The sequence below is a fragment of the Vibrio sp. 2-1-2a genome (assembly GCF_032648565.1).
GTDB classification, from domain to species: domain Bacteria; phylum Pseudomonadota; class Gammaproteobacteria; order Enterobacterales; family Vibrionaceae; genus Vibrio; species Vibrio diabolicus.
On the sequence record NZ_WBOH01000005.1, the window covers coordinates 140,701 to 164,764 of the forward strand.

Here is a 24,064-nt window from a genome sequence, read left to right on the forward strand (position 1 = left end):
GAGTTTAAGCTGAGTAACAGCATAACCTCATGAGATAAAGGGAAAAACCGATTTCGATTAAAAACATTTTCAAAATAAATTTGAAAATAAAACGATAAGAAAGGCTTTGAGCGTTCTCACTGAACTTCTTCATCTTTTCGGCAATAATGCATGTTTGCTCGCAACCAAACTCAACTCATGCTGCCTCAAGATAACGTTATTACATCCTTTCTGTGCAAAAAGCTCGGTCACAATCACCTTCGAATTGCCGGCGAATATTGGCACATTGAGAAGTTGGTGGCCTTGCAATGCATGATGTTGAAAGAAGCGCCTAACCTCCAAGAAGGGCTGCTTTGGTGGAGTAAAAGTGTCTCATTATTCGACCGCCGTTTGTACGTCACATTTCAACATGGTGATGCCCAAATCCATCTGCAAGTCGAATGTAGAACGGCCGATATGCCAAATTGGGCGGAGTCGGTGTTTGGCTTGCTCAAAATGCAGTTGGAAATGCTTGAGCTAAGCGAATCAATACAGGTACAAGTTCACGCCAACAATCCACTCGCGGCCGATATTTTTCTAGAGGAAACGCGAGATTCTAAAACGAGTTCAAGCGTGTTTGAACTGGTGAAACATGTTTATTTGCTGCTTTCTCACCAGCCCATTGAGCAACCCGAATTGCTGAGTGTTTTGAACGCCTTGTTCATCAAAAACAGTAATTACGCGCTCAAATTAGAGCAAGCGGCAAGGCAACTGGGCGTCTCCAAACGCACCTTGCAACGTCGACTGCAAGAAAAGCAAATGAGCTACTCTCAATGCGTTGATTTCGCTAAAAGAAAGCAAGCACTCACTTTGCTTGCCGACACCCAACTCACAACGCAGCAAATCGCCTATCAACTCGGTTATGAAGAACCATCGAACTTTCACCGCACTTTTCGTCGTTGGTATCCGTTTTCACCCATGCAGTATCGCCAACAATGTTTGGATAACCGAACTCAGCTAAATCAGCAACCGATCCGCTTGTACTACGCCAAAGCCAATACCTTCGACGATAATCACATCGACCAACCTGTCGGCAAAATCTGGATGGAAGTGGACAATATTGCGTTTGAAAAAGTGGTCTCAGTAGAATGCCGTGACCGTGATGGCGCATGGCGGCGCTACCCCGCCTTCTTCGAGCGTTTTTTAAGTCATGGCACCGAACTCTGGGCAACGACCGAACTTCCGGTGGCGCATCCCCTGACCTTTCGCCTGTGTTATGAAGTCGATGGGGAGCGTTACATTGAGAATAACCACCAGCGTGATTATGTGGTTTCTAAGGGGCTTTTAATTGGCGCAACGGAATACATTGTCCCGACTCGGCAGCTGATTAATATCGGGGCGCAATACACGCTCTTTGTCGAACTGGCATGCCGACTTGAAAACGTTGTGAGGATTGACTGTTACGTCGATGATGACCCCACACCTCACGCAATGCGCTTAACCAAACACTCGCTACATTATGCTTGTTGGGTGCTGCAATTATCGCTCACTCAAACTGCAAAGCAGTGCCGTTTCCGCCTTTATGATGAATCCGGCAACGAGCTCGCGAAAGAGCATTACCCGATACAATATCCTATTGTGCAACCGCTCAATTAAAACTGTCGGTCAGATCAAAATCGTCTCTTCGTGACATCATTTCACGTCTTTTTTGACGTGAAATGACACTCTCAATTTCAAACCTTTGCTTTATCGTTTCTGCATTACTGCATAACGGAGGCAGAAACTGTGTTTGAAACTCTACCTAACCCAATGAATAAAATAAAAATACTTCCTTTAGCGATCGCTCTTGCTCTCTCTGGCTGTGGAAGCGACGAAACCACACCAATCGATACAGGCAGCCACGTGGCATCCCCTGATTGGCAAGATCAAATCATTTACTTCCTGATGATCGACCGTTTTAACGACGGCGACAGCGCTCTCAATGATCAAGGGCAAAACGAATTCGATCCGACGTCGGATAAAAAATTCAGCGGCGGCGACCTCGTTGGCGTGAGTGATAAGTTAAGCTACATCGAAGATCTCGGTGCCACATCGATCTGGATTACTCCGCCAGTTGCTAACCAATGGTGGGATGCTGAGCAAAACTACGGCGGCTACCATGGGTACTGGGCGCGCGATTTTCAAAAAGTGGATGAACACTTTGGTGACATGGAAAGCTACCAAGCGTTAGCACGCGAAGTGCATGCACGTAACATGTTCTTAATTCAGGACATCGTGACCAACCATGTAGGCAACTTCTTCACCTACGATGATCCTTACAGTTATGATCCAAGCCTACCTTGCCAAGGCTTCCGTTTGATTAAAAATGCACTACCCGCCGGGCAAGAACTGCCGTACCCACTCAACATGAGCGAGTGTAAAACAGACGGCACAGGCAGCTACCACTGGACGCCAACCATCACCGACCACAACGATCCGGTACAAGAAAAAACCTGGCAACTCTCTGATTTGGATGACCTTAATACGTCCGATCCTGAAGTACGCGCTTATCTAAAAGAGAGCTACCGAAAATGGATTCGCGAAGTCGGCGTCGACGGATTCCGTATCGATACGGTGAAGTTTGTTGAACACGATTTCTGGAACGACTTCCTACACGCCAACGATGGTGTGATGACGCAAGCGGTTGATACCGGTCGTGACAACTTCCTCACTTTTGGTGAAGTATTCGAAACATCTACGCCATACAACACCGAAGGCGAAGAGAAGATGCTGACTTACATCGGTGAAAGTGGCTCACCGAAACAGCTAACCTCGGTACTGAACTTCCCATTGCAAGCGACCATGACGCGCGTATTTGCATCAGGACAACCGACCGACTATTTACGTTTCCGTCTTGAGAAAATGATGGAGATGTTCCCAAATCCATACATCATGCCGAACTTCATTGATAATCACGACATGCCGCGTTTTCTGTCGCAAGGTAGCGTGAATGACATGAAACAAGCACTGATCACCATGATGAGCGTGCCGGGTATTCCTGTGATTTACCAAGGTACAGAACAGGCGATGTCAGCAGCGCGCGATGCGATGTTCGCCGGAGGGTACCGTGAAGATGGCAACTACGTAGACTCATTCGACCAAAACAGTGAGATGTACTTGTTTATTCAAGAACTTGCCAAGCTACGCACTGAAAACAAAGTCATGACACGTGGCGAAATAAAAGTGATTGGCAGCGATAAAGCGGGCGCGGGCGTCTTCGCCTTTACCCGAACGTTGGATAACGACGAAGTCTTGGTTGTGATGAATACATCCAACTCGCCGATGTTGATGAACCAACTCGATGTAGAACAAGTTGGCGGCACCGTCTTCAAACAACAAATCATGTCGAACTGGGCACACGCTCCAGAACAGTTAGTCGCAGATGAAAATGGCCATGTGACGTTGGAACTGCCAGCTAAATCAGCAGTAATTTACTCAAAAACAAGCAGCAACCAATCTGTAGATACCCCAGACCTCAACATCCAACTAGCGCAGGATTGGGAAGGACAAACCATCACTGGTGATATTGTTATCGCGGGTAGTGCGAACGCCAACGAGAAGTTGAACCTCGTCGTCGATGGTAACTTGGAAACAGCGCAAGCCATTACTGTAGGCGCTGATGGTCAGTTTAGCGTCACGCTGTCGACTCGTCACTTTGCTATTGGCGAACAACAGCACCGCTTCGCGATTTATTCCACCGAGAAAAAAGCAGGCATCGAGGACGTGAATTTTGTCTCGAACCTAAGCTGGTCAAACACGCCGGATGACACCATTGATGATGCAGGCGATGCACAAGACGGCATGGGCGGTCCTAACGGTAACTACTCGCTACCAACCGATCCAACATTCGACAAAGACAGCAGCCAACTCGCAATCAACAAAGCAGAAGTGTTTACCGTTGGCAGTAACGTACGCTTGACCTTCACCATGAACAAAATCACCGACACTTGGTTGCCACCAAACGGCTTCGACCACGTGGGTTTCACCATCTTTATTGATTTACCGGAAGAAGCCGCAACCAACTTGTCTGAGCTACCGAAGGTCAACGCTTCTATGCCAAGCGGAACCTGGAGTCGCAATGTGGTTGTTTTTGGCTGGCAAAGCTCGATTTACAACACCAAAGGAGCAAATGCGACGACATGGGGAGAAGCCGTAACGCCAGCACCAATGGTCACGGTAGACAAAGCCAACAACACCATTTCGATGGACTTTGCTAGCGATGCACTAGGCCGCCCAGATTCGCTCGATGGTATCCGCTTCTATGTCACGACTTGGGACTTAGACGGTCTTTCAGCAACTTACCGTCCGCTAGAGCAAGACAAAGGCCCTTGGAACTTCTCCGGTGGCGCATCGGATGAAAGTAAGATTTGGGACGATTTACCAATCATCACCTTGTCGGAATAAACCGTTAAATAAAACACCGCCCAGCGTTTAGCTGGGCGGCTATCAACAAAAGAATGCAGAAAGACACTTCTGCTCGTTTTTATTCTAGTTAAAGAACGATTTCACCCACAGCACCAGACTGTCCCAAAGCTGACCGAACCACGAGCCCTCTTCTACCGCTTGGCTGCTGACCAAGGGATAACTCGCCACGGTACTGTCATCGCTTTTCCAAACGACCTTACCAATCTCATCCCCTTGCGCGAGCGGTGCAATCAATGGTTCATTTAACACCACACTCTTATCAAGCCCAGCCGTCATTGAACGAGGCAGAGTGAGATAGGCATCATTAGCGAAGATCGCCTCAACTTGATTGGCATTTCCCTTCCAAACGCGAACTTTAGACTCAACCTGCCCTTGTTTGGCAACTTGTTTGGTGTCATAAAAACGAAAACCATAACTGAGCAAATTCTTGGATTGGCTCGTTCGAGCCTGTTTACTTGGCGTGCCCATCACTACCGAAATCAACCGCATTTTCCCTTCTTTGGCGGAGCTCACCAAACTGTATCCCGCATTGCTGGTGTAACCGGTTTTGCCCCCGTCGACGTCAATGGAATTGTCCCACAGTAATTTATTGCGGTTGTACTGCGTAATGTCGTTCCACTTGAAGACTTTCTCACTATATAGCGCATACACAGCGGGAACGTCGTTGATGATCGACTGCATGAGTTTTGCCATATCGGTGGGTGAGGTTTGGATGCCTTCACTATCGAGACCATGGGAGTTTACAAAATAAGTGTCTTGCAGCCCTAACTTCTCAGCCCAACCATTCATCAAGGCGACAAAGCCGCGTTCACTGCCAGCTACGTGCTCAGCCAGTGCAACGCACGCGTCATTACCCGATTGGATGATCACGCCGCGCATTAAGTTCGCAACACTAATTTCATCTTTCGGTTTGATGAACATTTTAGAAGATCCGGGAAACTTGGCCGACCACGCGTTTTCGCTCACGGTGACAACATCATCCCATTTCAAACGCCCCGCTTTGATTTCTTGTCCAACGACGTAAGCGGTCATCAACTTGGTTAAACTCGCCGGAGCAAGGCCTGCTCGCCCGTTATGCTCAGCAATAATGGCACCGGATTGAAAGTCCATTAATACGTAGCCTTTTGCCTGTAACTGAGGTGGGTTGGGCGTAACAACGGCAAAAGTAGGTACGCTTATTAAACAAGTCACAATTGTCCATCGAGCCAGTGACACTTTCATCCGACTTCCTCCATGCTCTTACTTTGTCGCAACTCTATTGAGCATAGCTCACTCAACCAGTTGCACCAGTCGCTAATCGTTTCATTTTCTTGAACTTACATTGATTTGACCAAGGTATAGAACTGACGAAGCGATTTGGAAATAGCATTGGTTCTTCACGCCATTCGCAGTAAAGTAGCGCTACCCCTCAATAAGGAAATAAAGATAACAATGAACGCTCAATCATTTATCGACGCAGGATTGCATTACACTCCCCACAGCTTTACCGTTCCTCTGGATTACCAAGACGTGAGTAAAGGCACCATTGAAGTCTTCGCTCGTGCGGTTTGCCTAGTTGGCGATGAAGAATCGACCAAACCTTGGTTGGTTTACTTTCAGGGCGGGCCAGGCTTTCCCTCTCCGCGTCAAAACGGCAATAACGGCTGGGTAAAACGCGCGCTCCAAGAGTACCGAGTGTTGCTTCTCGACCAGCGCGGTACGGGCAACAGCAGCGTAATTAATCACCAGACGCTTGCTCACCTCACGCCAGAGCAACAAGCAGACTACTTGAGCCACTTCCGAGCGGATAACATCGTGCGCGACGCGGAATACATTCGTGAGCAATTTGGCGTAGAAAAATGGGCGATCTTAGGTCAAAGCTTTGGTGGTTTTTGCTCCCTCACCTATGTGTCTTTGTTCCCAGACAGCTTGCTGCAAAGCTACATCACAGGTGGCGTGCCATCAGTCTCGCGTCATGCCGACGATGTGTATGAAGCCACTTTCAAACGCACCATGGAGAAAAACCAAGCGTTCTTCCAACAATTTCCCAATGCACAGAAACTTTGCCAAAACATTGCGAATCACTTGCTAGAAAATGAAGAGTACCTACCAAATGGTCAACGCTTCACGGTGGAACAATTTCAACAAATCGGCATCAACTTTGGTGTGAGTGATACTTTCTTACCAACTTACTATTGGTTAGAAAGCGCGTTGATTGAAGTGAACGGCAAACAACAACTTCGCTATGAGTTCTTGAACGATATGTTGGCGCAACAAAACTTCCAAACCAACCCGATTTACGCCATTTTGCATGAATCGATTTATTGCCAAGGTTTTGCGTCAAATTGGAGTGCACACCGTGTTCGCCAAACCCGACCAGAGTTTAATTATGAACCTGGCAAGCCATTTTACTTTACGGGGGAAATGGTCTTCCCATGGATGTTCGATCAATACGTCAACCTCAAGCCACTAAAAGATGCCGCTGAAATATTGGCCGCGAAAGAAGATTGGACTGCGCTGTACGATCAAACACAACTGGCTCAAAACAAAGTGCCTGTCAGTTGCGCCGTTTACGCTGATGATATGTTTGTGGAAATGGATATCAGCCGAGAAACGCTCGCGTTAATCCCAAACTCAAAAGCGTGGATCACTAACGAGTACGAGCACAACGGTTTACGTGCCGACGGTGAGCGCGTTTTAGATAAGTTAATTGCGATGGGGAATCAAACCGCCGCTAATTTGAAATAAATACTATAAAAACGCCTCTTCTAGAGGTAAGAGGCGTTTCATTCCTACCATCTTGTTTTTACGAATCTCTTACGCGCTTGGTCATACGTTTCGTCATCACCCGGTAGCCCATTTTATGATAGAAATCCTCACCTTCATGGTTAAATGACGCCACGGTTAAGCCGATTTCTTCTATTCCTTGAGCACACAAATCACTTTCCATCTTATCCATCAGCGATAAACCTATTCCTAAGTTTCGATGGTTCTCTGCAACAATAAGCTCATTAATAAAACCAACGCGTTTTTCTGGTGAAATCAGCGACTGAACGTTACGAACCGAACCAGAGATAAAACCGACGACTTTTCTTTGCGAACAAGCAATAAAAGCGCTCACGCTCCCATCAAAATACTTTTCGAAGGTGCAATATGATTCTCTTAGTTGTGCCAATTCCTTGGGTGGACGATAGAAGTTCGGTTCAGCTTCATAGTGCGATGTATCGAGTTCAACGAGTAATTGTTTGAGCAAGGGAGCATCTTCTTCCCTCAGCCGCCTGATATAAAACTGCTGCATGTCCTTTCCTTGCCAACTGATCCGATTATTATTTTGTAGCTCTTGCGCACAACTTTAATGAAGAGCCGAAGAAGGAATCACAGTACAAATTTAAACCAAAAGTGTCGAGTTCAACTTACCTTGTTCTCTACAATTTATGCTTATAATTTGAACACATAGCGATTTTACCCGCGTGACGCTTTGCCGTATCAAAACACCGCTACATCCCGCCTAGCCATAATATCCGCATAATTTGTCCGTATTTCCGACTAATTTAGTCAGGTATACTTCGTGCCGCTAAAATTTTAAGGTCGTTGACCACCTGTATTTTTAAAGGAAACCTCATGAGTCAGTATGTAGTTTGTGCGCTGTACAAGTTTGTTGAGCTGAATAACTATCAAGAACTACGCGAGCCATTACTTGCGTTGATGGAAAAACACCATATTCGCGGAACATTACTGCTGGCAAGTGAGGGCATCAACGGCACTGTTGCCTCTGATCGTGCAGGTATTGATACGCTACTGGAGTGGCTAAACAACGAGCCTCGTTTGACAGGCACCGTATACAAAGAGTCGTACTCTGAGACCCAGCCATTCAATCGCACCAAAGTGAAATTGAAAAAAGAGATCGTAACATTAGGTGTTGAAGGCATAGACCCTCGCCACGTAGTGGGTACTTACGTGAAACCTCAAGAGTGGAACGATCTTATTGCTGATCCTGAAGTGTTTGTTGTCGATACACGTAATGATTACGAAATCGAGATCGGCACATTCAAAGGCGCTGTAAACCCAAATACTGAAACCTTTCGTGAATTCCCAGACTATGTAAAAGAAAACATGGACCCGGAAAAGCATAAGAAAGTGGCGATGTTCTGTACCGGTGGTATCCGCTGCGAAAAATCAACTGCTTACATGAAAGAACAGGGCTTTGATGAGGTCTACCACTTAGAAGGCGGCATTCTTAAATATCTTGAAGAAGTTCCTCAAGAAGAGAGCATGTGGGAAGGTGACTGCTACGTTTTTGATGGCCGTGTTGCAGTAAACCACCAGCTAGAAAAAGCAGATTACGACTTATGTAACGCTTGTCGTCTACCGATCACTGAAGAAGACAAACAGTCAGAATTGTTCGAGCAAGGCGTGAGCTGCCCGAAATGTCACGGCACACACTCAGAAGAACAAATTGCTCGATTCCGCGAACGTGAAAAACAAATTGTTCTTGCAGAACAACGAGGCGAGCAGCATGTTGGTGGCGAAAGTGCCAAGCAAAGAGAAGCTCGACGTGCCGCTAAGTACGCACAAAAAGAAGCTCAGCGTAAACAAGACTAAGCTCGACTCTAATTCTATTTTAAGCGAGCTGCCGTAAGGTGGCTCGCTTTTACTATGCACCAACACTCTTTCAATACAATTTTGTATCCCTCACCAAAACCTCTAGTTGATTGTCTCTTTTGCCTTCGGGTAGCCCCACCATCTCATCATAAGCACTTTTATGTACTAAAACCTGCTTATTTGCTTTGATATTCTTGCACTTCTTTTGCATCTCGATAAGGGAATGAGCCCTCAAAAAAATACCGTTGTCATCAGTGATGAATTGCGCTTTTCCATCAACTACGACAGATGCTTGATACAATGCTAGATCAAGCGAGTGAATGATCAATTTATCTACGTAGAAGAACTTTTCTAACTTACTCAGTGGTATCGACATGTCTCACCTCCTTGTGAGCAACCTCTACGTTTTAATGAACAAAACCGATCATTAGGTGAGATCTCTTCGGGTCATTTGCGTACAACATCGGAAACAAAGAGGATTCCGATGAAAACAATCAATGTCGTGTGGTTAAAACGAGATTTAAGACTGACTGACCACCAGCCCCTAACACAAGCATTGTCGTCAAAGCACCCAACGGTACTTTTATATATTGTTGAACCGTTGCTGTTAAACAACCCTCACTATTCTGAGCGTCACTGGCGATTTGTTTGGCAATCATTGCAAGACATGAATGAGACGCTCAAAGCCTATGGACACCGCATCACGGTTCTGTTTGGCGATGCCTTAGCATGTTTTCAATCAATTCAAATGCAGTATCAAATCAACGCTGTGTTTTCTCATCAGGAAATAGGGCTCAATTGCACCTTTGAGCGAGATAAGCAAGTTGCCGCTTGGCTGCATGAGCAGAACATCACGTGGTTTGAGTTCGAGCACGGTGCTGTTATTAGAGGAGCAAAAGACCGGCAGGGTTGGGACAAACATTGGGATTTGGTCATGAGAGCCTCCATAAGCCCTCTTGATCTGCAAACCAACTTGTTGCATTCATTGGATGCAGAATCACTCGGCTGCGCGTTTTCGCCACCTTCATCCTGGCTATCAAAATGCAAAGGAATGCAAACGGGAGGAAGCCAACTCGCTTGGAAAACACTGGAGGACTTTTTCAATCGTCGAGGTCGTGATTACTATCGAAGCATTTCTAGTCCCACAGCCTCACGTACAGCCTGTACTCGCCTTTCTCCATACCTCGCTTGGGGTAATATATCCTTGCGTGAAGTTTATCAGTACCTATTGAAACACTGGCAAGTTGTTGGGTTTCGTCGCAGCTTAATTGCGTTGTCTTCACGGCTGCATTGGCACTGCCATTTCATACAGAAATTCGAGTCGGAATACGACATGGAGTTTTACTGTGTTAACCGGGCTTACGAATCGTTGATTAAACAAAGTAGCACTTTCGATGAAGAAAAGTTAGCAGCATGGAAATCTGGATATACTGGCATACCTTTGATCGATGCCTGTATGCGCTGTTTGCATCAGACTGGCTATATAAACTTTCGCATGCGCGCCATGCTGGTTAGTTTTCTCACTCATCACATGAACATGGATTGGCGAACTGGCGTGACGCATTTAGCGCAACTATTCCTCGACTTTGAGCCTGGTATTCATTACACACAATTCCAAATGCAAGCCGGGGTAACTGGGACCAATACAATCCGGATTTACAACCCGGTTAAGCAAGCCCAAGAACATGACCCTGATGGCGCGTTCATCTATAAATGGGTGCCTGAATTGCAAATGGTCCCCACCCCACTATTGTTCGAGCCCTGGAAAATGACACAGATGGAAACCGTCATGTACCACTTGAAACCGGATAGCCGTTACCTAGTGCCTATTGTCGACCTAAATAGCGCAGCTAAAGATGCAAGGGAGCGTCTATGGGCATGGCGGAAACGGGCCGATGTAAAACAAGAAGGCAAACGGATTTTAACGCGACACGTGAGGCCATCGAAAGAAAGCAGGGCTCGTTGATCATCTTTTCATTTAGATGCGTACAAACGAAGACATTCTCTAGGGAAACCGTTGTACCCCCAACTCGTAAGGAACACATTATGTTTAAACGTATCTTGGTTATCACGGCTACATTGATGGCGACTTTATCTTTTATGCTTCCCGTCAAGGCTCATGAGCATGGCATGATGAAGGCTGATATTGTCGACGTTGCCACTGAAAACGGCTCTTTCAATACACTTGTCGCTGCAGTGAAAGCGGCTGATCTAGTCGATACACTCAAAGGAGAAGGCCCATTTACTGTTTTTGCACCAACGGATGACGCTTTTGCAAAACTGCCTGACGGTACAATCGATATGCTCTTAATGCCGGAAAACAAAGACAAGTTAGTATCCATTTTGACTTATCACGTCGTCCCAGGGAAAGTAATGGCTGCCGATGTTGTTAAGCTGGACAAAGCGACTACGGTTCAGGGCCAAGATGTGATGATTAAAACCATGGGCGACAAAGTCATGGTCAATGGTGCAAATGTAATGGCAACCGATGTGAAAGCTAAAAACGGCGTCATTCATGTTATTGATACCGTCATTATGCCTAAATAAAATGATTCAGAGGGCGGTATATTCCGCCCTTTAAACGGTGCTTCTTCTATCCTTAATACTGCCCCTCCCACCTTCGACCCAACAACCAATCACTCATTCACTCCAGCTATCAAAAAGACAAAAACAACAACAAAACCAATACCTTAGAAACAAAAAAGCACAATATCAATGAGGTTGGCGTACCGTTACCTTTCAATTTGAGAACATGATTCCATGTCAGTGTCGTTTACTTTTCCACATGTAAATTCTTGAGCTAAATTTTGGCTGCTCAATCACATTTCGGCAAACCACTCGAAAGGGTGGGACGCAAAGCTTCCGGTCTGTCAGCATTCCATCATCAAAAGTAATGCTCATGATAGCGGGGTTGCCATGTTGCAACACTACATTATCCAAAGTATGGATTCATACAGCGTTGCTTCATGCTCAGCATGCGCCGAGGTGTGACATTAATTTGTCAGCCATAACAGAGGACATGTGATGAAATCCTTCCCAACCAAATCCGTACTTACATTAGCACTTGCAAGCATTAGCTCAAGTGCTGCGGCTCACGGCTACGTATCAGAAACCAATGATGGTGTCGCTGCAAGTCGCGCGGCACTATGTAAGTATCCAACACCTGATACTAACGAAAAAAATAATAACTGCGGTGCCATTCAATACGAGCCACAAAGTGTTGAAGGTCCTGATGGTTTTCCACAATCAGGGCCTCGCGATGGAAAAATAGCAAGTGCTGAAACCGCTCTAGCTGCCGCTCTTGATGAACAAACTGCCGACCGCTGGGTGAAACGTCCTATTCAATCAGGTACACAGACTTTTGAATGGACATTTACAGCCAACCATGTGACGCGTGACTGGAAATATTACATCACCAAACCTGATTGGAACCCAAATGCCTCACTATTACGCGACTCGTTTGATCTGACTCCTTTCTGTGTAGTCGATGGCAATATGGTTCAACCTCCAAAACAGGTGAGCCATCAATGTAATGTGCCTACGCGAGAGGGGTATCACGTCATTCTGGCGGTATGGGATGTTGGCGACACAGCGGCTTCATTTTATAACGTGATCGATGTGAAATTTGATGGTGACAGTCCAGTCATTCCAGATTGGACGCAAGGCGGTCAAATTATTCCGACGATGGATTTAAATGTTGGAGATTCGGTTTATACACGCGTATTTGATCAGGCGGGTGAAAACATAGCTTATCGAACCGAGCTAGAAATTACCGATGCAGTCATGGGCAAAGCGAAAAATTGGTCTTACGCTCTAGCAACGAAGATCAACCAAGAGCAAACTAAACTGCAAGCTGGACAGTATGCCGAGGATAAATTCACTCCTGTTTATGGTACTAACCCGGTGTACCTGCAAGCTAATAGCGGCCTTGAGCGTGTAGAAATCGGCTACAAGATAGAAACTCCCGCTCCAGAGTACTCACTCACAGTAGATGGCTTAGCAGACGAGTATATCATTGAGTCAACACCGACAACGTTGGATCTGACACTAACTGCTGAAGGCGATTTAAACGCAGAACTCACCGTGTACAATCACCACCGTGAGCCACTTGCAAGCTGGGCAGACGAAATGAAAGACGGCTCGGTGGAGGCTGTATCGCTCGCTTTAACCAAATCAGAGCCTGGTCACCATATGCTCGTGACTCGTATTAAAGACAAAGATGGCAACTTGGTGGATCAGCAAACGCTCGACTTTCACTTAAAAGAAGAGTCAGTAACGCCACCACCATCTGGCGAGTACGATTTTGTCTTCCCTGAAGGGCTATCTAGCTACACAGCGGGCACAAAAGTGCTTGCAAGCGACGGTGCCATTTACCAATGTAAACCTTTCCCATACTCTGGTTACTGTGTACAGTGGAAAGAAAGCGCAAACCAATACGAACCAGGAACTGGTTCACACTGGGAAATGGCTTGGGATAAAGTCAACTAAATCGCCCTTTGAACGTTAAGTAAAAAGAGCCTCGCTATGAGGCTCTTTCATTATCAAACGCAAAAATGGCAGTTTTCTCGATCTAAACCATGAACACCTGACAAATTAGCCAAATGAGCCCGCCCTTCAATCAGCCCCATTTCATAACCTTCCAATAGAACGGTTTGTCGCATTGATAAGCGCTGAACAGGAAAATTATCTGGTGGTGCAATCACTCTGACATGCGTTCCCGGTGGAGGATTACGAATAAATTCCAACGATTGATTGTAGTTATCTGCACGTCTTAACATCGCGTCCGCCATTTTAGGATGTTCGGCAAATAACTTCTTCATCAGCCATGTGGTTTTTACTGGCTTCTTGGCATAATTTAGCGGGTGAGAAAGCACAACGGTTATGTCTCGAGCCCCGCGACGATAAGCCTCACGCACCGGGATAGAATCTGCAACCCCGCCATCGGTATAGCAGCCTCCAGAAAAGCAAGGGGTATGCTTGTATGCAATGGGTAACGCTGTTGTCGCTTCAATCGCATGGTGAAAATTATCACGCGTCACGCGATAATAATCTGCCTGTCCTGTATCTACATTCGTCGTCGCTGCCAGAAAAGGAATGCCATTAAACAGTTTATTTTCATCGACGGGATACAAACGATTAGACTCTTCAAACAGCCACTTCACATCAATGAGGTCCCCACCTTTAACGAATCGAGTCGGATCAAAAAAGCGTTTACTCGTTGCCAGCTTAGTAATGACATTAATGCTGCGATGCGGATAGTCGGTCAAATAACCAATCAAGTTTGATGCGCCAGCAGATACACCAATGGCAAAATCAAACGGTTTATAACTCTGCTCTAAAAACGCATCTAGCACTCCGCTTGCGAAGACACCTCGCATCGCGCCACCTTCCACTACAATTGCTTTTGTTGCCATATTTCCCCCATTATTCTTGCCAAAAGAGTAATGAAATTCGTGCAATCAAAACAATTGAATATTCTTATTATTGAAATAGGTGAAGTCTATTTATTTCTTTCTTAGAAAGTGAAAACTAAAGTTCAAAAAATCCACACCAGCTAGAAATGTAGGTGTGGATTTAGACGAGATGGAAACGCCTAAGAGAAAACAGTTTTATAGGCTTCGCCCGCGCCATCAATAAACATTTGAGTACCGATAACCGCTAGGATTAAGCCCATCATTTTCGTCACGACGTTCAGAGCACTCGGTCCAACTGCTTTGACCAATTTGTCTCCAAATAAAAACAGTATATAGGTAATAACACACAACACAGCAAAAGAAACGATGGTAATAATGGTTTGATCAAAACCACCCGCCGTAGCAAAGTTCATCGCGGTAGCAATCGTTCCAGGCCCTGCTAATATCGGCATTGCAAGTGGAGAAACGGCAATGCTCAACGCCGCCTGCTGCTGCGCTGGAGAATACGCTTTCTCTTTAGTTTTCTGATGCGTCGAATCACCTTGAAGCATATTAAAACCGATCAAAAACACCAAGATACCGCCCGTTATTCGCAAGGCGTACAGCGTGATACCAAACAAATCAAAAATTAATTTACCGGCGATCGAAAATATCGCAATGATGACAAATGCAATAAAAACCGAACGAAGCGCCATGGAACGTACGGTTTCCCTGTCCTCATCAGCCGTTAAACTCAAAAAGATAGGAATATTGGCGATGGGGTTCATGATCGCAAAGAAGCCCATAAACACCGTGACTGTATGAACGATGAGTTCTTTCATATTTTCCACTGCAGTTAAATTGTTGATTCTAAAAACAGTATATACGCTCTCAAGCAGAACGAGTGATGTATTCTCTATTCATCTTCACACTTATGCGCTAAGCATTGTTTTTCTTTTGAGATAGTTTACCGACTCATCAAATATCGCTAAGGTGAGGCTTCAGCCTTTACATGTACAGGGGATGTTAAGTCACCATGAACAATACGATACAAACAATTCTCAATCACCGATCAATTCGAAAGTTCACCTCGCAACCTATTGAGAGCGAACAATTAGAAACGATTCTACAAGCTGGCCTTGCGGCGTCTTCATCAAGTATGTTGCAAGTCGTCTCAATTATCCGCGTGACTGATAAAGAAAAGCGTACGCTATTGGCACAATATGCGGGGAATCAAGGGTACGTTGAAAGCGCTACTGAGTTTTTGGTGTTTTGCATTGATTACCAGCGCCACGCCAGTATCAATCCTGATGTGCAAGCTGATTTCACCGAGTTAACACTTATCGGTGCTGTTGATTCTGGCATCATGGCACAAAACTGCTTACTTGCGGCAGAGTCTATGGGACTAGGAGGCGTGTATATTGGTGGCTTACGAAACAATGCTCAAAAAGTCGACGAGTTACTAGGCTTACCTAAAAATACAGCCATTTTATTTGGTATGTGTCTTGGTCATCCAGATCAAGCCCCTGAAGTTAAGCCACGTCTACCTGCTCATGTCGTGGTGCATGAGAATCAATATCAAGACCTAAATTTGGATGATATTCAGGCTTATGACCAAACCATGCAAAACTACTATGCAAACCGCTCGAGCAATCAAAAACAAAGCACTTGGTCACAAGAAGTCACCAGTAAACTAGCTGGCGAATCACGTCCGCACATCCTTCCGTATTTGAATGGGAAGGGGTTAGCGAAGAAGTGACCATGTCGAAAGACAACAAAACAAAAACGAGACATGAGTCACATTATTGATAATCCTATTTAATACAACGAGGTAATTAGTCGGTAGATTTTCTTGGTTGTATTTTAGAAAGAAAACACTACATATAGAGCTAATAAACAAAATTTGAGCTAATTGAACAAGTTTTTTATCCGCAATATGAAATCTTGTAAGTGAAAACATAAAAATACGATATTTATCTGGACACTTGCTGCATTACTGTCTATTGCTCTAATCATTGAAATTCATTAGAGTTCATGCCTCCAGATGCAATCAATCCCTTATTGAGCACTTTATAAATAGAAGAAAGTGGTGCTTATAAGGTTATGTTGTGAAGTCTTTTCTGGAAAAGAATGTTGCTACCAGCAACTCGCTCTTTACGTCAGATGAATGAAAAAACATGAATTTCAAACATAAAAAGCTAGCTAGTTTAGTGCTCTCCTCAGTACTTCTTTCTGGATGTACTGTACCCGGTAGTCACCTTTCCACAGATGGAAAAAACTTCGTCGAAGACAGCAATGTTAGTCGCACTTCTGATTTCAATGTTTTTCCACTTACACTTGATAAAGTATCTCAACTTAAAAGTTTGGAGATAGAAGCCAAATCCAACCCTGATCTAGATCGCCAACTTAGCGCTTATGAGTATGAGGTTGGCCCTGGAGATATACTAAACATTACTATTTGGGATCACCCAGAACTAACTATTCCTGCTGGTTCTTATCGCAGCTCTGCTGAAGCGGGTAACTGGGTACATGCTGATGGTACTATCTTCTATCCATATATAGGTATTGTTGAAGTTGCGGGTAAAAACGTTCGTCAAATTCGTGCAGATATTTCTCGCCGATTAGCAAAGTACATAGAAAGTCCTCAAGTGGATGTCAGCGTCGCCGCTTTTCGTTCGAAAAAATCCTACATAACTGGTGAGGTAAATAATCCGGGACAACAACCAATCACCAATATCCCACTCACCTTGTTAGATGCAATTAACCGTGCAGGTGGATTAGCCGAAAACGCCGACTGGAAAAATGTAACACTGACAAGAAACGGCATAGTTGAAAACATATCTCTTTATGCGCTGATGCAAGAAGGCGACCTCACTGAAAATAGGCTACTCCAACCAGGTGATATCATCCATGTGCCAAGAAATGATTCACAAAAGGTTTTCGTTATGGGTGAAGTTAACGACCCTAAACTACTGAAAATAGATCGCGCTGGCATGAGCCTTACGGAAGCTCTGAGCAACGTTGGCGGTATTAACCAAATATCAGCGGATGCGACAGGTGTATTCGTGATTAGGAGGTCACAAGACGCTAGTTCACTGGGCGACATATATCAACTTGATGTCTCCGATGCGGCAGCGCTCGTTATTGGTACTGAATTTGCTCTCAAACCGTATGACATTGTTTATGTCACTGCGGCGCCTATCAGTCGTTGGAATCGCGTTATTGCACAGCTAGTACCTACCATCTCAGGCTTCAATGAACTTACAGAAGGCGTCCTTCGAGTCAGGACTTGGCCATAGAAAAAGCATTCTGAAGGGCTTGTTTGAACACAAACAAGTCCTTCAAACGTTGTCTATAAGGAGCAAAACATGTTTTCGAACATTCTTGTCGTGTGTGTAGGTAATATTTGTCGCTCCCCCACAGGAGAGCGGTTACTACAGCAACTACTCCCGGATAAACAGATTTCTTCGGCGGGTATTGCCGTAGAAAAAAGTCGCCTAACCGGAAAGCAAGCAGATGAAACCGCCAGACTTGTCGCGTTAGAACGTGGTATCTACCTGCTAGACCACAAAGCACAGCAGCTAACCGCTCAGTTGTGCGCAAAGCAAGACCTAATATTGGTGATGGAACAAGGTCATATCGATGCTTTGACGGAGCTGGTACCGGAGGCTAGAGGTAAAGCAATGTTATTTGGTCACTGGATAGGTTCCGTGGATATTCCAGATCCATACAGACAGAGTAGAGAAGCCTTTGAGCATACATTATCTCTGATTGAAAATGCTGCTCATGCATGGGCAAAAAAAATATAAATTCAGATCACTTGGCGAAATAAAAAATAATGGCTAACCAAACAATACAATCATCTGCTCTTGCTGATGGTGAGATCGACCTAGGCAAGCTCTTCGGCATATTGATAGACGCGAAATGGTTTATCATCAGCATTACACTCTTTTTTGCAACATTAGGTATCGCGGTCGCGTTGCTATCAACTCCGATTTACAAAGCCGACGCGTTAATACAAATCGAAAAGAAGAGTTCAGGTGGTATCTCGGCGATGGTCGGTGACATGGGAGAACTCTTTTCTGCCGAATCATCTGCAACTACAGAAATTGAAATAATTAAATCGAGAATGATTCTTGGCGATACCGTTGATAAGTTTAACTTAACAACCATTGCCACTCCTGATTACTTACCTTTTGTGGGTAAAGGTCTAGCACGAATCAACGGTACCCAAAACTACATTTCTTTGACTACGTTTGAAGTACCTCGAACGGCTAGAGGGTTATCTCATCAACTGATTGCTACAAACGTCGAGAAAGGTCAATTCAGCCTAATGCTTGAAGACCAAATAGTACTTTCTGGTTCAGTTGGTCAACTGATTGAGATGAATGGCTATCGTGTAAAAGTGAACCAGCTCAATGCTCAAAATGAAGATACTTTTACAATAAGTAAAATAAGCAAGTTAGGTGCTATCAACAAGTTAGCCTCACAACTTGCTATTTCAGAGAGAGGTAACCAAACAGGTATTGTATCTCTAAGTATTGAAGGTGAATACCCAGACCATAATCAGCTTGTTTTAAATGATGTTGTTCAAAACTATTTTTTGCAGAATGTTAGAAGAAACTCAGCTGAAGCTGAGCAAAGCCTCAACTTCCTTAAAGGTCATTTACCCGAGATTAAGGACAAGCTAACTATTTCAGAAGATACACTGAACAGTTTTAGACAAGAAAACGAGTCTATCGATTTAAATCTCGAAGCACAATCTACTCTAAAAGTGATGGTGGCACTTGAAGCCCAACTTAATGAGTTAACATTTAAAGAAAGTGAAATCAGTCAAAAATTCACCCAAGACCACCCAGCTTATAAATCACTGTTAGACAAACGTCAGACATTACTGCAAGAGAAAGAGCGTCTTAACAAACAAGTTCAAAAACTGCCAAAAACACAGCGCGAAGTCTTGCGTATGACTCGTGATGTCGAAGTAAACCAGCAAATCTACATCCAACTTTTGAATAAAGTTCAAGAGCTAAATATCATAAAAGCTGGCACCGTAGGTAATGTGCGTATTATTGACAACGCACAATCTTACGCAATTCCTATTAAACCGAAAAAACCTTTGATTGTAGTTTTGGCTACTCTTCTTGGAGGCATGGTAGCTGTCGTATTTGTTCTGGTAAAAACCGCGTTTCATCGTGGAGTGACTTCTCCTGATGAAATTGAGCAAACTGGAATATCTGTATATGCAAGTGTTCCAAAATCGGCACAACAATTGGAAGTCGCGAACAAGCTAAAACGTAAAAACAACAAAGATTTACTTCTTTTAGCAAATGCCAATCCAGCAGATCTTTCAATTGAAGCACTACGTGGACTTCGAACCAGCTTACACTTCGCAATGTTGGAAGCCAAAAACAATGTCTTAATGATTTCAGGCCCAGCTCCTTCCATTGGTAAGACGTTCGTATCAACCAACTTTGCTGCCGTTGCAGCTAAAACGGGTCAAAAAGTCCTTTTGGTGGATGCTGACATGCGAAAAGGTTATTTACAGCAATGTTTTGGCCTCACAGCAGAGCAAGGATTATCTGACTTACTAAGTGGAAAAATTGATCGAGCAACCGCAATCAAACCAAGTCAAGTTGAAAACTTGGATGTGGTTACTCGTGGTCAAGTACCACCAAATCCATCAGAGCTTTTGATGCATCCACGATTTGTTGAATTTGTAGAACAAGTATCAAATGAATACGATCTAGTCATCATCGATACACCGCCTGTACTTGCAGTAACGGATCCAAGCATCGTTGGTGCACTTGCTGGCACCACGTTGATGGTAGCTCGCTTCGACCAAACGACATTGAAAGAAATTGAGGTAGCACGTGGTCGCTTCGAGCAATCAGGTGTAGAAGTTAAAGGTGTGATTCTCAATGCGGTTGAGAAAAAAGCATCTAACTCATACGGCTATGGATACGGCTACTACAACTACGCGTACAAAAGCGAATCATGAGTTAATCTAGATCGCTAATTTGACCAAATATGACAAAGCCCTGCTAGAAACAGCAGGGCTTTTTCTATTGCACTCTTAATTGCTTGTACGTCAACAAACTGAGCGAGACAAAGAATATTGGGTCACTCCAACCAAAACCGACAAATACTCCTGTAATGCCGGCATAGGTAGTAATCACTGCCCCTAACCCATTAGTAATCAATAATGCTTTAAACAGCTGTTTCGCAGTCTTACCAGATTCCACATCACGTAACATCAAACTCACCGCAGCGATTCCACCTAAAAAGATCGACGTATGTTGCGATAAAAACAGCGCGTATTGGTTGTTAATTTGTACGCCATACATCGGCCACATCATGGTTGGTACAAAAAACAACGCAAAAGCGAATACCGTATATATGACACCATGAACGGTTAGAAAAGTGCGGTTGGTCATCATCTCCTTATCCTCCAATAGGCCCTTGATTGATCGTCGTTAACGGCACATTGATATCGAAGATTTGACCTCGTACTTCGACTACGCCCATTTTTCGTAAGCGTGCGGCATGCATTTCGAGATAAGCTTGCGCCGTGGCTTCATCTTCAAAAAGATAGATACCACCACCGAGTTTGTCTTTTTCGCTTTCCGTCCAAATTTTCCAAATCATGCCCGGCTCTTGGTTAATCGACTTAGCTAAGTCGACCAAAGCATTCGACATCTCTTCACCAAACGGACCATGAAATTCAAAATCAACTTGCAATAATTTCGCCATCTTGAGTCTCCTCTTCTTACTGACTCGCTTTTGATGACAAGATTATTACCTTTATAAAACTGACAAAAAAGTTCATAATTTTGCCATTAACTGTCTAAAAAATTGACTCATGAGACTAAAAACGACCTTAGAACAATGGCAAACGCTACAAGCGATTGATCAAGAAGGCAGCATTCAATCCGCAGCTTTGCTGCTCAACAAGAGCCATACCACATTGATCTACTCGGTGAGGAAGCTAGAAGACCAACTTGGTATTCAACTTATCGAAGTACGAGGGCGCAAAGCAGGTTTGACTGAGCACGGTAAAACAATACTGCGTCGTGCACAATCCATGCTTGAACAAGCGCGGGAACTGGAAGTCATCAGCGAGCAGTTAAAAAGTGGTGTGGAATCTCAAATCACGGTCGCAGTAGATCATCTTTGTGACCCTTGTTGGCTTTATGCACCACTCAGTCAATTTTTGGAGGACAACAACACGACCTCCGTTCAAGTGGTTGAAACGTCACTAAGCAAAACAACCGAAATGGTCGTAAATGAGCTCGCTGACATCGCAATCATCAACTTACCGATAACCAACTACCCTGCCGAAGCATTTGGCGTAACAACCATGCTGCCTGTAATCGCAGCACACCATCCACTCGCTAAAAAGCCGCATGTTTCCATCGACGATTTTGCAACCACCAGCCAAATTGTCATCCGTGACTTAGGCAATTCAGACAAAACGAAAAGAGATGTGGGTTGGTTACGCGCACGTCAGCGTGTTACCGTCGATAACTTCGACCACGCTTTTCACGCCATAGAGCAAGGCGCTGGATTTTGTCGGCTACCAGCGCACTTAGTCGCAGCCCGCAAGAGCGATAAAATTAAAGTATTGGAGATCGAACACTCCCATCAATATCAAGTTGCGCTGCACCTCACTTTGCCCAAAGGAGCCAAAAGTGGTCCTGCGACTCAAGCGCTTTATCGTACTTTACTCAAAAGTGTAGAAACTCGAGTCTAACGACAGTGGTATTGAGTTGAATCGCTAGTGTTATCGCCTATTGATTCTCCCTAAATATAGAGAAATGGCCATTTTGTGACGCTACACTCTCACAAAAGGTTGCACGGAGTATAGCGACCACCTACTATCAGTCTGCTCACGCCTAAAGCCCCCAACACTCGCGGAAAGAACTTGGTTCACGGCAACTCTTCCACCCTGCTCTGTATAGCAGGAACAATCTGTTTTTACCTTCTTTTTAGCTTCTATTTAGGCGAGTGTGGAAGAGATAAGAAAGGTGAAAAATGAACTCTACAAATAGCTTCTTAATCAACATTAACCAACAAAAATCCGTTGCTAAAAAAAGGCTCAAAGCTATACGTCAACACGATGATGAGATGTTGGATCGAGTTAAGCGATTTCATTCCAAACCAGAATCATTAGCTACCAATACAATTCAATTAGCTGACGTTCAACATTCACTAGCCAGAGAATTAGGCTTACCCAGTTGGAGTGAATTAAAAGCGCATGTCCAAGAGTTAGAAGCTCACAAAGACGCCATCAAAAATCACTCCCCTCCTCTTGATAGCGAGCTAAAAACGCTCCATGTCCGCTGTGGGCATGATATTCAGCAACGGCTTAAAGACAGCGGATTCGAGGGAACATTTTTAACCCTAATAGATCCGCTTTGTATGGGTCCAATCCCAGCAACACCACAAAACTTCCTTGCCATTCGTGCCCAATATGTCGTAGAGACTCTGCTGCCCGTGATGAAGCGTGAAGATTCAGTGCAAGATATTGTCAAGTTTGAGCAAGCTAATATTGATACGCTGCTCAGTGATACATTTGAACGAATCGTCTTTTGGGTCGAACATGACAGCTATGACCAATTAATGCTGCTTCGTGCCCTAACGTTGTTAGAGAATGTAGAAAACAAGGTGATAGAGATCATTGAGTTGAACCAGTTCCCTGGCACTGAGCGATTCATCGGTTTAGGGCAGTTGCCTAAAGAGGCTATTCGCGCATGTTGGCAATACCGTAAACCCGTGACAGCCAAATTATTCAGTCAGGCTAAACATTCCTGGCACGCTGTCACATCACCGACACCCATCTCTATGGTTAATTTGATCGAGCAGCATGATCTAGATTGCTTACCCAATATGCTCAACGTGCTAATACGCCATATGCAAGAGTTACCTCATTCACAAACAGGATTAAGCTTGACTCAGCAGATTGCATTAAAGGTCCTAAGTTCTCAAAATCGTTCAATTCTCATCAAAGATTGGTTTGAGCAATATCAACAATGTGAACCTCTACCTTACCTGGGCGATGTGATGTTTTACGCCTTACTCCTCCCTCTAGCACAATGTCAAAAGCCTTTAATCACGATTGAGTCACGTGAAAGGGACTGGTGGGAACAGAGCGTCCATATCACTGAGGCTGGTCAGCATTGTTTGGAAGGCTTCATGCTAGCGAAGCAATGCTATTGGGTTGGGGGTGTTAGCAATACTAATCAGAATTATTGGAGTTGGGATCACCTCCAATTATCTACATTGACCAACCATCATTGATTCAGCGGATAGGTAACATAAGCAGGGGCATAGACGGCTCGTTAGCCCCTTGTGTTCAGCCCAATACAAAAACTGTCAAAAAGAGACGACTTCTAGCCTGAATAAAATCTAGATAGTTATGCACGAGTAACATTTCTTAGAAAGAATATGCACTCCATTTACTACCAAAATAAATGTAAATACTCTTTCTTATCGGTTGTATATTCGATAAAAGTGTTAAAATACAAACTTTTCGACCAGTCAAATAGTTAAGATTTAGTTAAAGCTCCATTTTTATTAGTGATAAAGTTCACATCTATTAACCATTTAGAGGATTATTCTTTCGTATTTTCTCACTCCACTGCTACTCTGCTCGCCGCTTTGAAGTGAAC

Annotated in this window: 20 protein-coding genes and 1 riboswitch; of the genes, 13 read left to right on the plus strand and 7 right to left on the minus strand. The window is 44.4% G+C overall.

Features of this window, described 5'->3' with window-relative positions:
- Window positions 1–150 precede the first annotated feature (150 nt).
- Window positions 151–1,614, plus strand: a complete 1,464-nt coding sequence (locus tag F7Y48_RS15090) for an AraC family transcriptional regulator (RefSeq protein ID WP_316684972.1) — start codon at window positions 151–153, stop codon at window positions 1,612–1,614.
- A 129-nt stretch (window positions 1,615–1,743) separates the two neighbouring features.
- Complete coding sequence (locus F7Y48_RS15095) at window positions 1,744–4,401, plus strand: alpha-amylase family glycosyl hydrolase (RefSeq protein WP_316684973.1); 2,658 nt, start codon at window positions 1,744–1,746, stop codon at window positions 4,399–4,401.
- A gap of 84 nt (window positions 4,402–4,485) precedes the next feature.
- Here the strand turns inward: F7Y48_RS15095 and F7Y48_RS15100 are convergent, their stop codons facing one another.
- Window positions 4,486–5,643, minus strand: coding sequence for a D-alanyl-D-alanine carboxypeptidase family protein (locus F7Y48_RS15100; protein WP_316684974.1), 1,158 nt, complete (start codon window positions 5,641–5,643; stop codon window positions 4,486–4,488).
- Between the two features lie 210 nt (window positions 5,644–5,853).
- On the opposite strand from F7Y48_RS15100, the gene F7Y48_RS15105 reads away from it, so the two are divergent.
- Window positions 5,854–7,149, plus strand: a complete 1,296-nt coding sequence (locus F7Y48_RS15105; RefSeq protein WP_316684975.1) for an alpha/beta fold hydrolase — start codon at window positions 5,854–5,856, stop codon at window positions 7,147–7,149.
- Window positions 7,150–7,207: 58 nt separating this feature from the next.
- Here F7Y48_RS15105 and F7Y48_RS15110 read toward each other — a convergent pair whose 3' ends face one another.
- Window positions 7,208–7,699 carry a GNAT family N-acetyltransferase gene (locus F7Y48_RS15110; RefSeq protein ID WP_048625423.1) on the minus strand — a complete coding sequence of 164 codons (492 nt, stop codon included), beginning with the start codon at window positions 7,697–7,699 and terminating at the stop codon, window positions 7,208–7,210.
- Window positions 7,700–8,022: 323 nt separating this feature from the next.
- On the opposite strand from F7Y48_RS15110, the gene F7Y48_RS15115 reads away from it, so the two are divergent.
- Window positions 8,023–9,003, plus strand: coding sequence for a rhodanese-related sulfurtransferase (locus F7Y48_RS15115; protein WP_085342522.1), 981 nt, complete (start codon window positions 8,023–8,025; stop codon window positions 9,001–9,003).
- A gap of 70 nt (window positions 9,004–9,073) precedes the next feature.
- Here the strand turns inward: F7Y48_RS15115 and F7Y48_RS15120 are convergent, their stop codons facing one another.
- Window positions 9,074–9,379, minus strand: coding sequence for a DUF6482 family protein (locus tag F7Y48_RS15120; protein WP_005397804.1), 306 nt, complete (start codon window positions 9,377–9,379; stop codon window positions 9,074–9,076).
- Window positions 9,380–9,487: 108 nt separating this feature from the next.
- Here F7Y48_RS15120 and F7Y48_RS15125 point away from each other — a divergent pair, with 108 nt between their 5' ends.
- The 3 genes from F7Y48_RS15125 (at window position 9,488) to gbpA (ending at window position 13,491) form a co-directional block, all read left to right on the plus strand.
- Window positions 9,488–10,969, plus strand: a complete 1,482-nt coding sequence (locus tag F7Y48_RS15125) for a deoxyribodipyrimidine photo-lyase (RefSeq protein WP_316684976.1) — start codon at window positions 9,488–9,490, stop codon at window positions 10,967–10,969.
- Between the two features lie 80 nt (window positions 10,970–11,049).
- A complete protein-coding gene (locus tag F7Y48_RS15130) occupies window positions 11,050–11,550 on the plus strand; it encodes a fasciclin domain-containing protein (protein ID WP_047009633.1) in 501 nt (166 codons plus the stop codon).
- A 271-nt stretch (window positions 11,551–11,821) separates the two neighbouring features.
- A riboswitch (cyclic di-GMP riboswitch) is annotated at window positions 11,822–11,922 on the plus strand.
- A gap of 105 nt (window positions 11,923–12,027) precedes the next feature.
- The gene (gbpA, locus tag F7Y48_RS15135; protein WP_316684977.1) at window positions 12,028–13,491 is read left to right on the plus strand and encodes an N-acetylglucosamine-binding protein GbpA; all 1,464 of its coding nucleotides are present in this window, start codon (window positions 12,028–12,030) and stop codon (window positions 13,489–13,491) included.
- Window positions 13,492–13,544: 53 nt separating this feature from the next.
- Here the strand turns inward: gbpA and F7Y48_RS15140 are convergent, their stop codons facing one another.
- Together F7Y48_RS15140 and F7Y48_RS15145 are read right to left on the minus strand one after the other, a co-directional pair.
- Window positions 13,545–14,417: a patatin family protein gene (locus tag F7Y48_RS15140; protein ID WP_005397800.1), complete on the minus strand. Its 873-nt coding sequence runs from the start codon at window positions 14,415–14,417 to the stop codon at window positions 13,545–13,547.
- 179 nt (window positions 14,418–14,596) lie between these two features.
- Window positions 14,597–15,238, minus strand: coding sequence for a MarC family protein (locus tag F7Y48_RS15145; protein ID WP_046875716.1), 642 nt, complete (start codon window positions 15,236–15,238; stop codon window positions 14,597–14,599).
- A 194-nt stretch (window positions 15,239–15,432) separates the two neighbouring features.
- Here F7Y48_RS15145 and nfsA point away from each other — a divergent pair, with 194 nt between their 5' ends.
- The 4 genes from nfsA to F7Y48_RS15165 all read left to right on the plus strand — a co-directional run bounded on the left by nfsA (window position 15,433) and on the right by F7Y48_RS15165 (window position 20,394).
- Entirely contained in the window at window positions 15,433–16,155 is a 723-nt protein-coding gene (nfsA, locus tag F7Y48_RS15150; RefSeq protein WP_316684978.1) for an oxygen-insensitive NADPH nitroreductase, read from the plus strand.
- A gap of 418 nt (window positions 16,156–16,573) precedes the next feature.
- On the plus strand, window positions 16,574–17,695 hold the full coding sequence (locus tag F7Y48_RS15155; RefSeq protein ID WP_258506440.1) for a polysaccharide export protein: 1,122 nt from the start codon (window positions 16,574–16,576) through the stop codon (window positions 17,693–17,695).
- 69 nt (window positions 17,696–17,764) lie between these two features.
- Window positions 17,765–18,205: a low molecular weight protein-tyrosine-phosphatase gene (locus F7Y48_RS15160; RefSeq protein WP_152813251.1), complete on the plus strand. Its 441-nt coding sequence runs from the start codon at window positions 17,765–17,767 to the stop codon at window positions 18,203–18,205.
- A gap of 29 nt (window positions 18,206–18,234) precedes the next feature.
- Window positions 18,235–20,394 carry a polysaccharide biosynthesis tyrosine autokinase gene (locus tag F7Y48_RS15165; RefSeq protein ID WP_316684979.1) on the plus strand — a complete coding sequence of 720 codons (2,160 nt, stop codon included), beginning with the start codon at window positions 18,235–18,237 and terminating at the stop codon, window positions 20,392–20,394.
- 64 nt (window positions 20,395–20,458) lie between these two features.
- Here F7Y48_RS15165 and F7Y48_RS15170 read toward each other — a convergent pair whose 3' ends face one another.
- Window positions 20,459–20,830 carry a hypothetical protein gene (locus F7Y48_RS15170; protein WP_005499935.1) on the minus strand — a complete coding sequence of 124 codons (372 nt, stop codon included), beginning with the start codon at window positions 20,828–20,830 and terminating at the stop codon, window positions 20,459–20,461.
- Window positions 20,831–20,837: 7 nt separating this feature from the next.
- Window positions 20,838–21,146, minus strand: coding sequence for a monooxygenase (locus tag F7Y48_RS15175; protein ID WP_005499937.1), 309 nt, complete (start codon window positions 21,144–21,146; stop codon window positions 20,838–20,840).
- Window positions 21,147–21,255: 109 nt separating this feature from the next.
- On the opposite strand from F7Y48_RS15175, the gene F7Y48_RS15180 reads away from it, so the two are divergent.
- Entirely contained in the window at window positions 21,256–22,146 is an 891-nt protein-coding gene (locus F7Y48_RS15180; protein WP_258506447.1) for a LysR family transcriptional regulator, read from the plus strand.
- A 281-nt stretch (window positions 22,147–22,427) separates the two neighbouring features.
- The gene (locus F7Y48_RS15185) at window positions 22,428–23,693 is read left to right on the plus strand and encodes a DUF1835 domain-containing protein (protein WP_316684980.1); all 1,266 of its coding nucleotides are present in this window, start codon (window positions 22,428–22,430) and stop codon (window positions 23,691–23,693) included.
- Window positions 23,694–24,064: the final 371 nt, after the last annotated feature.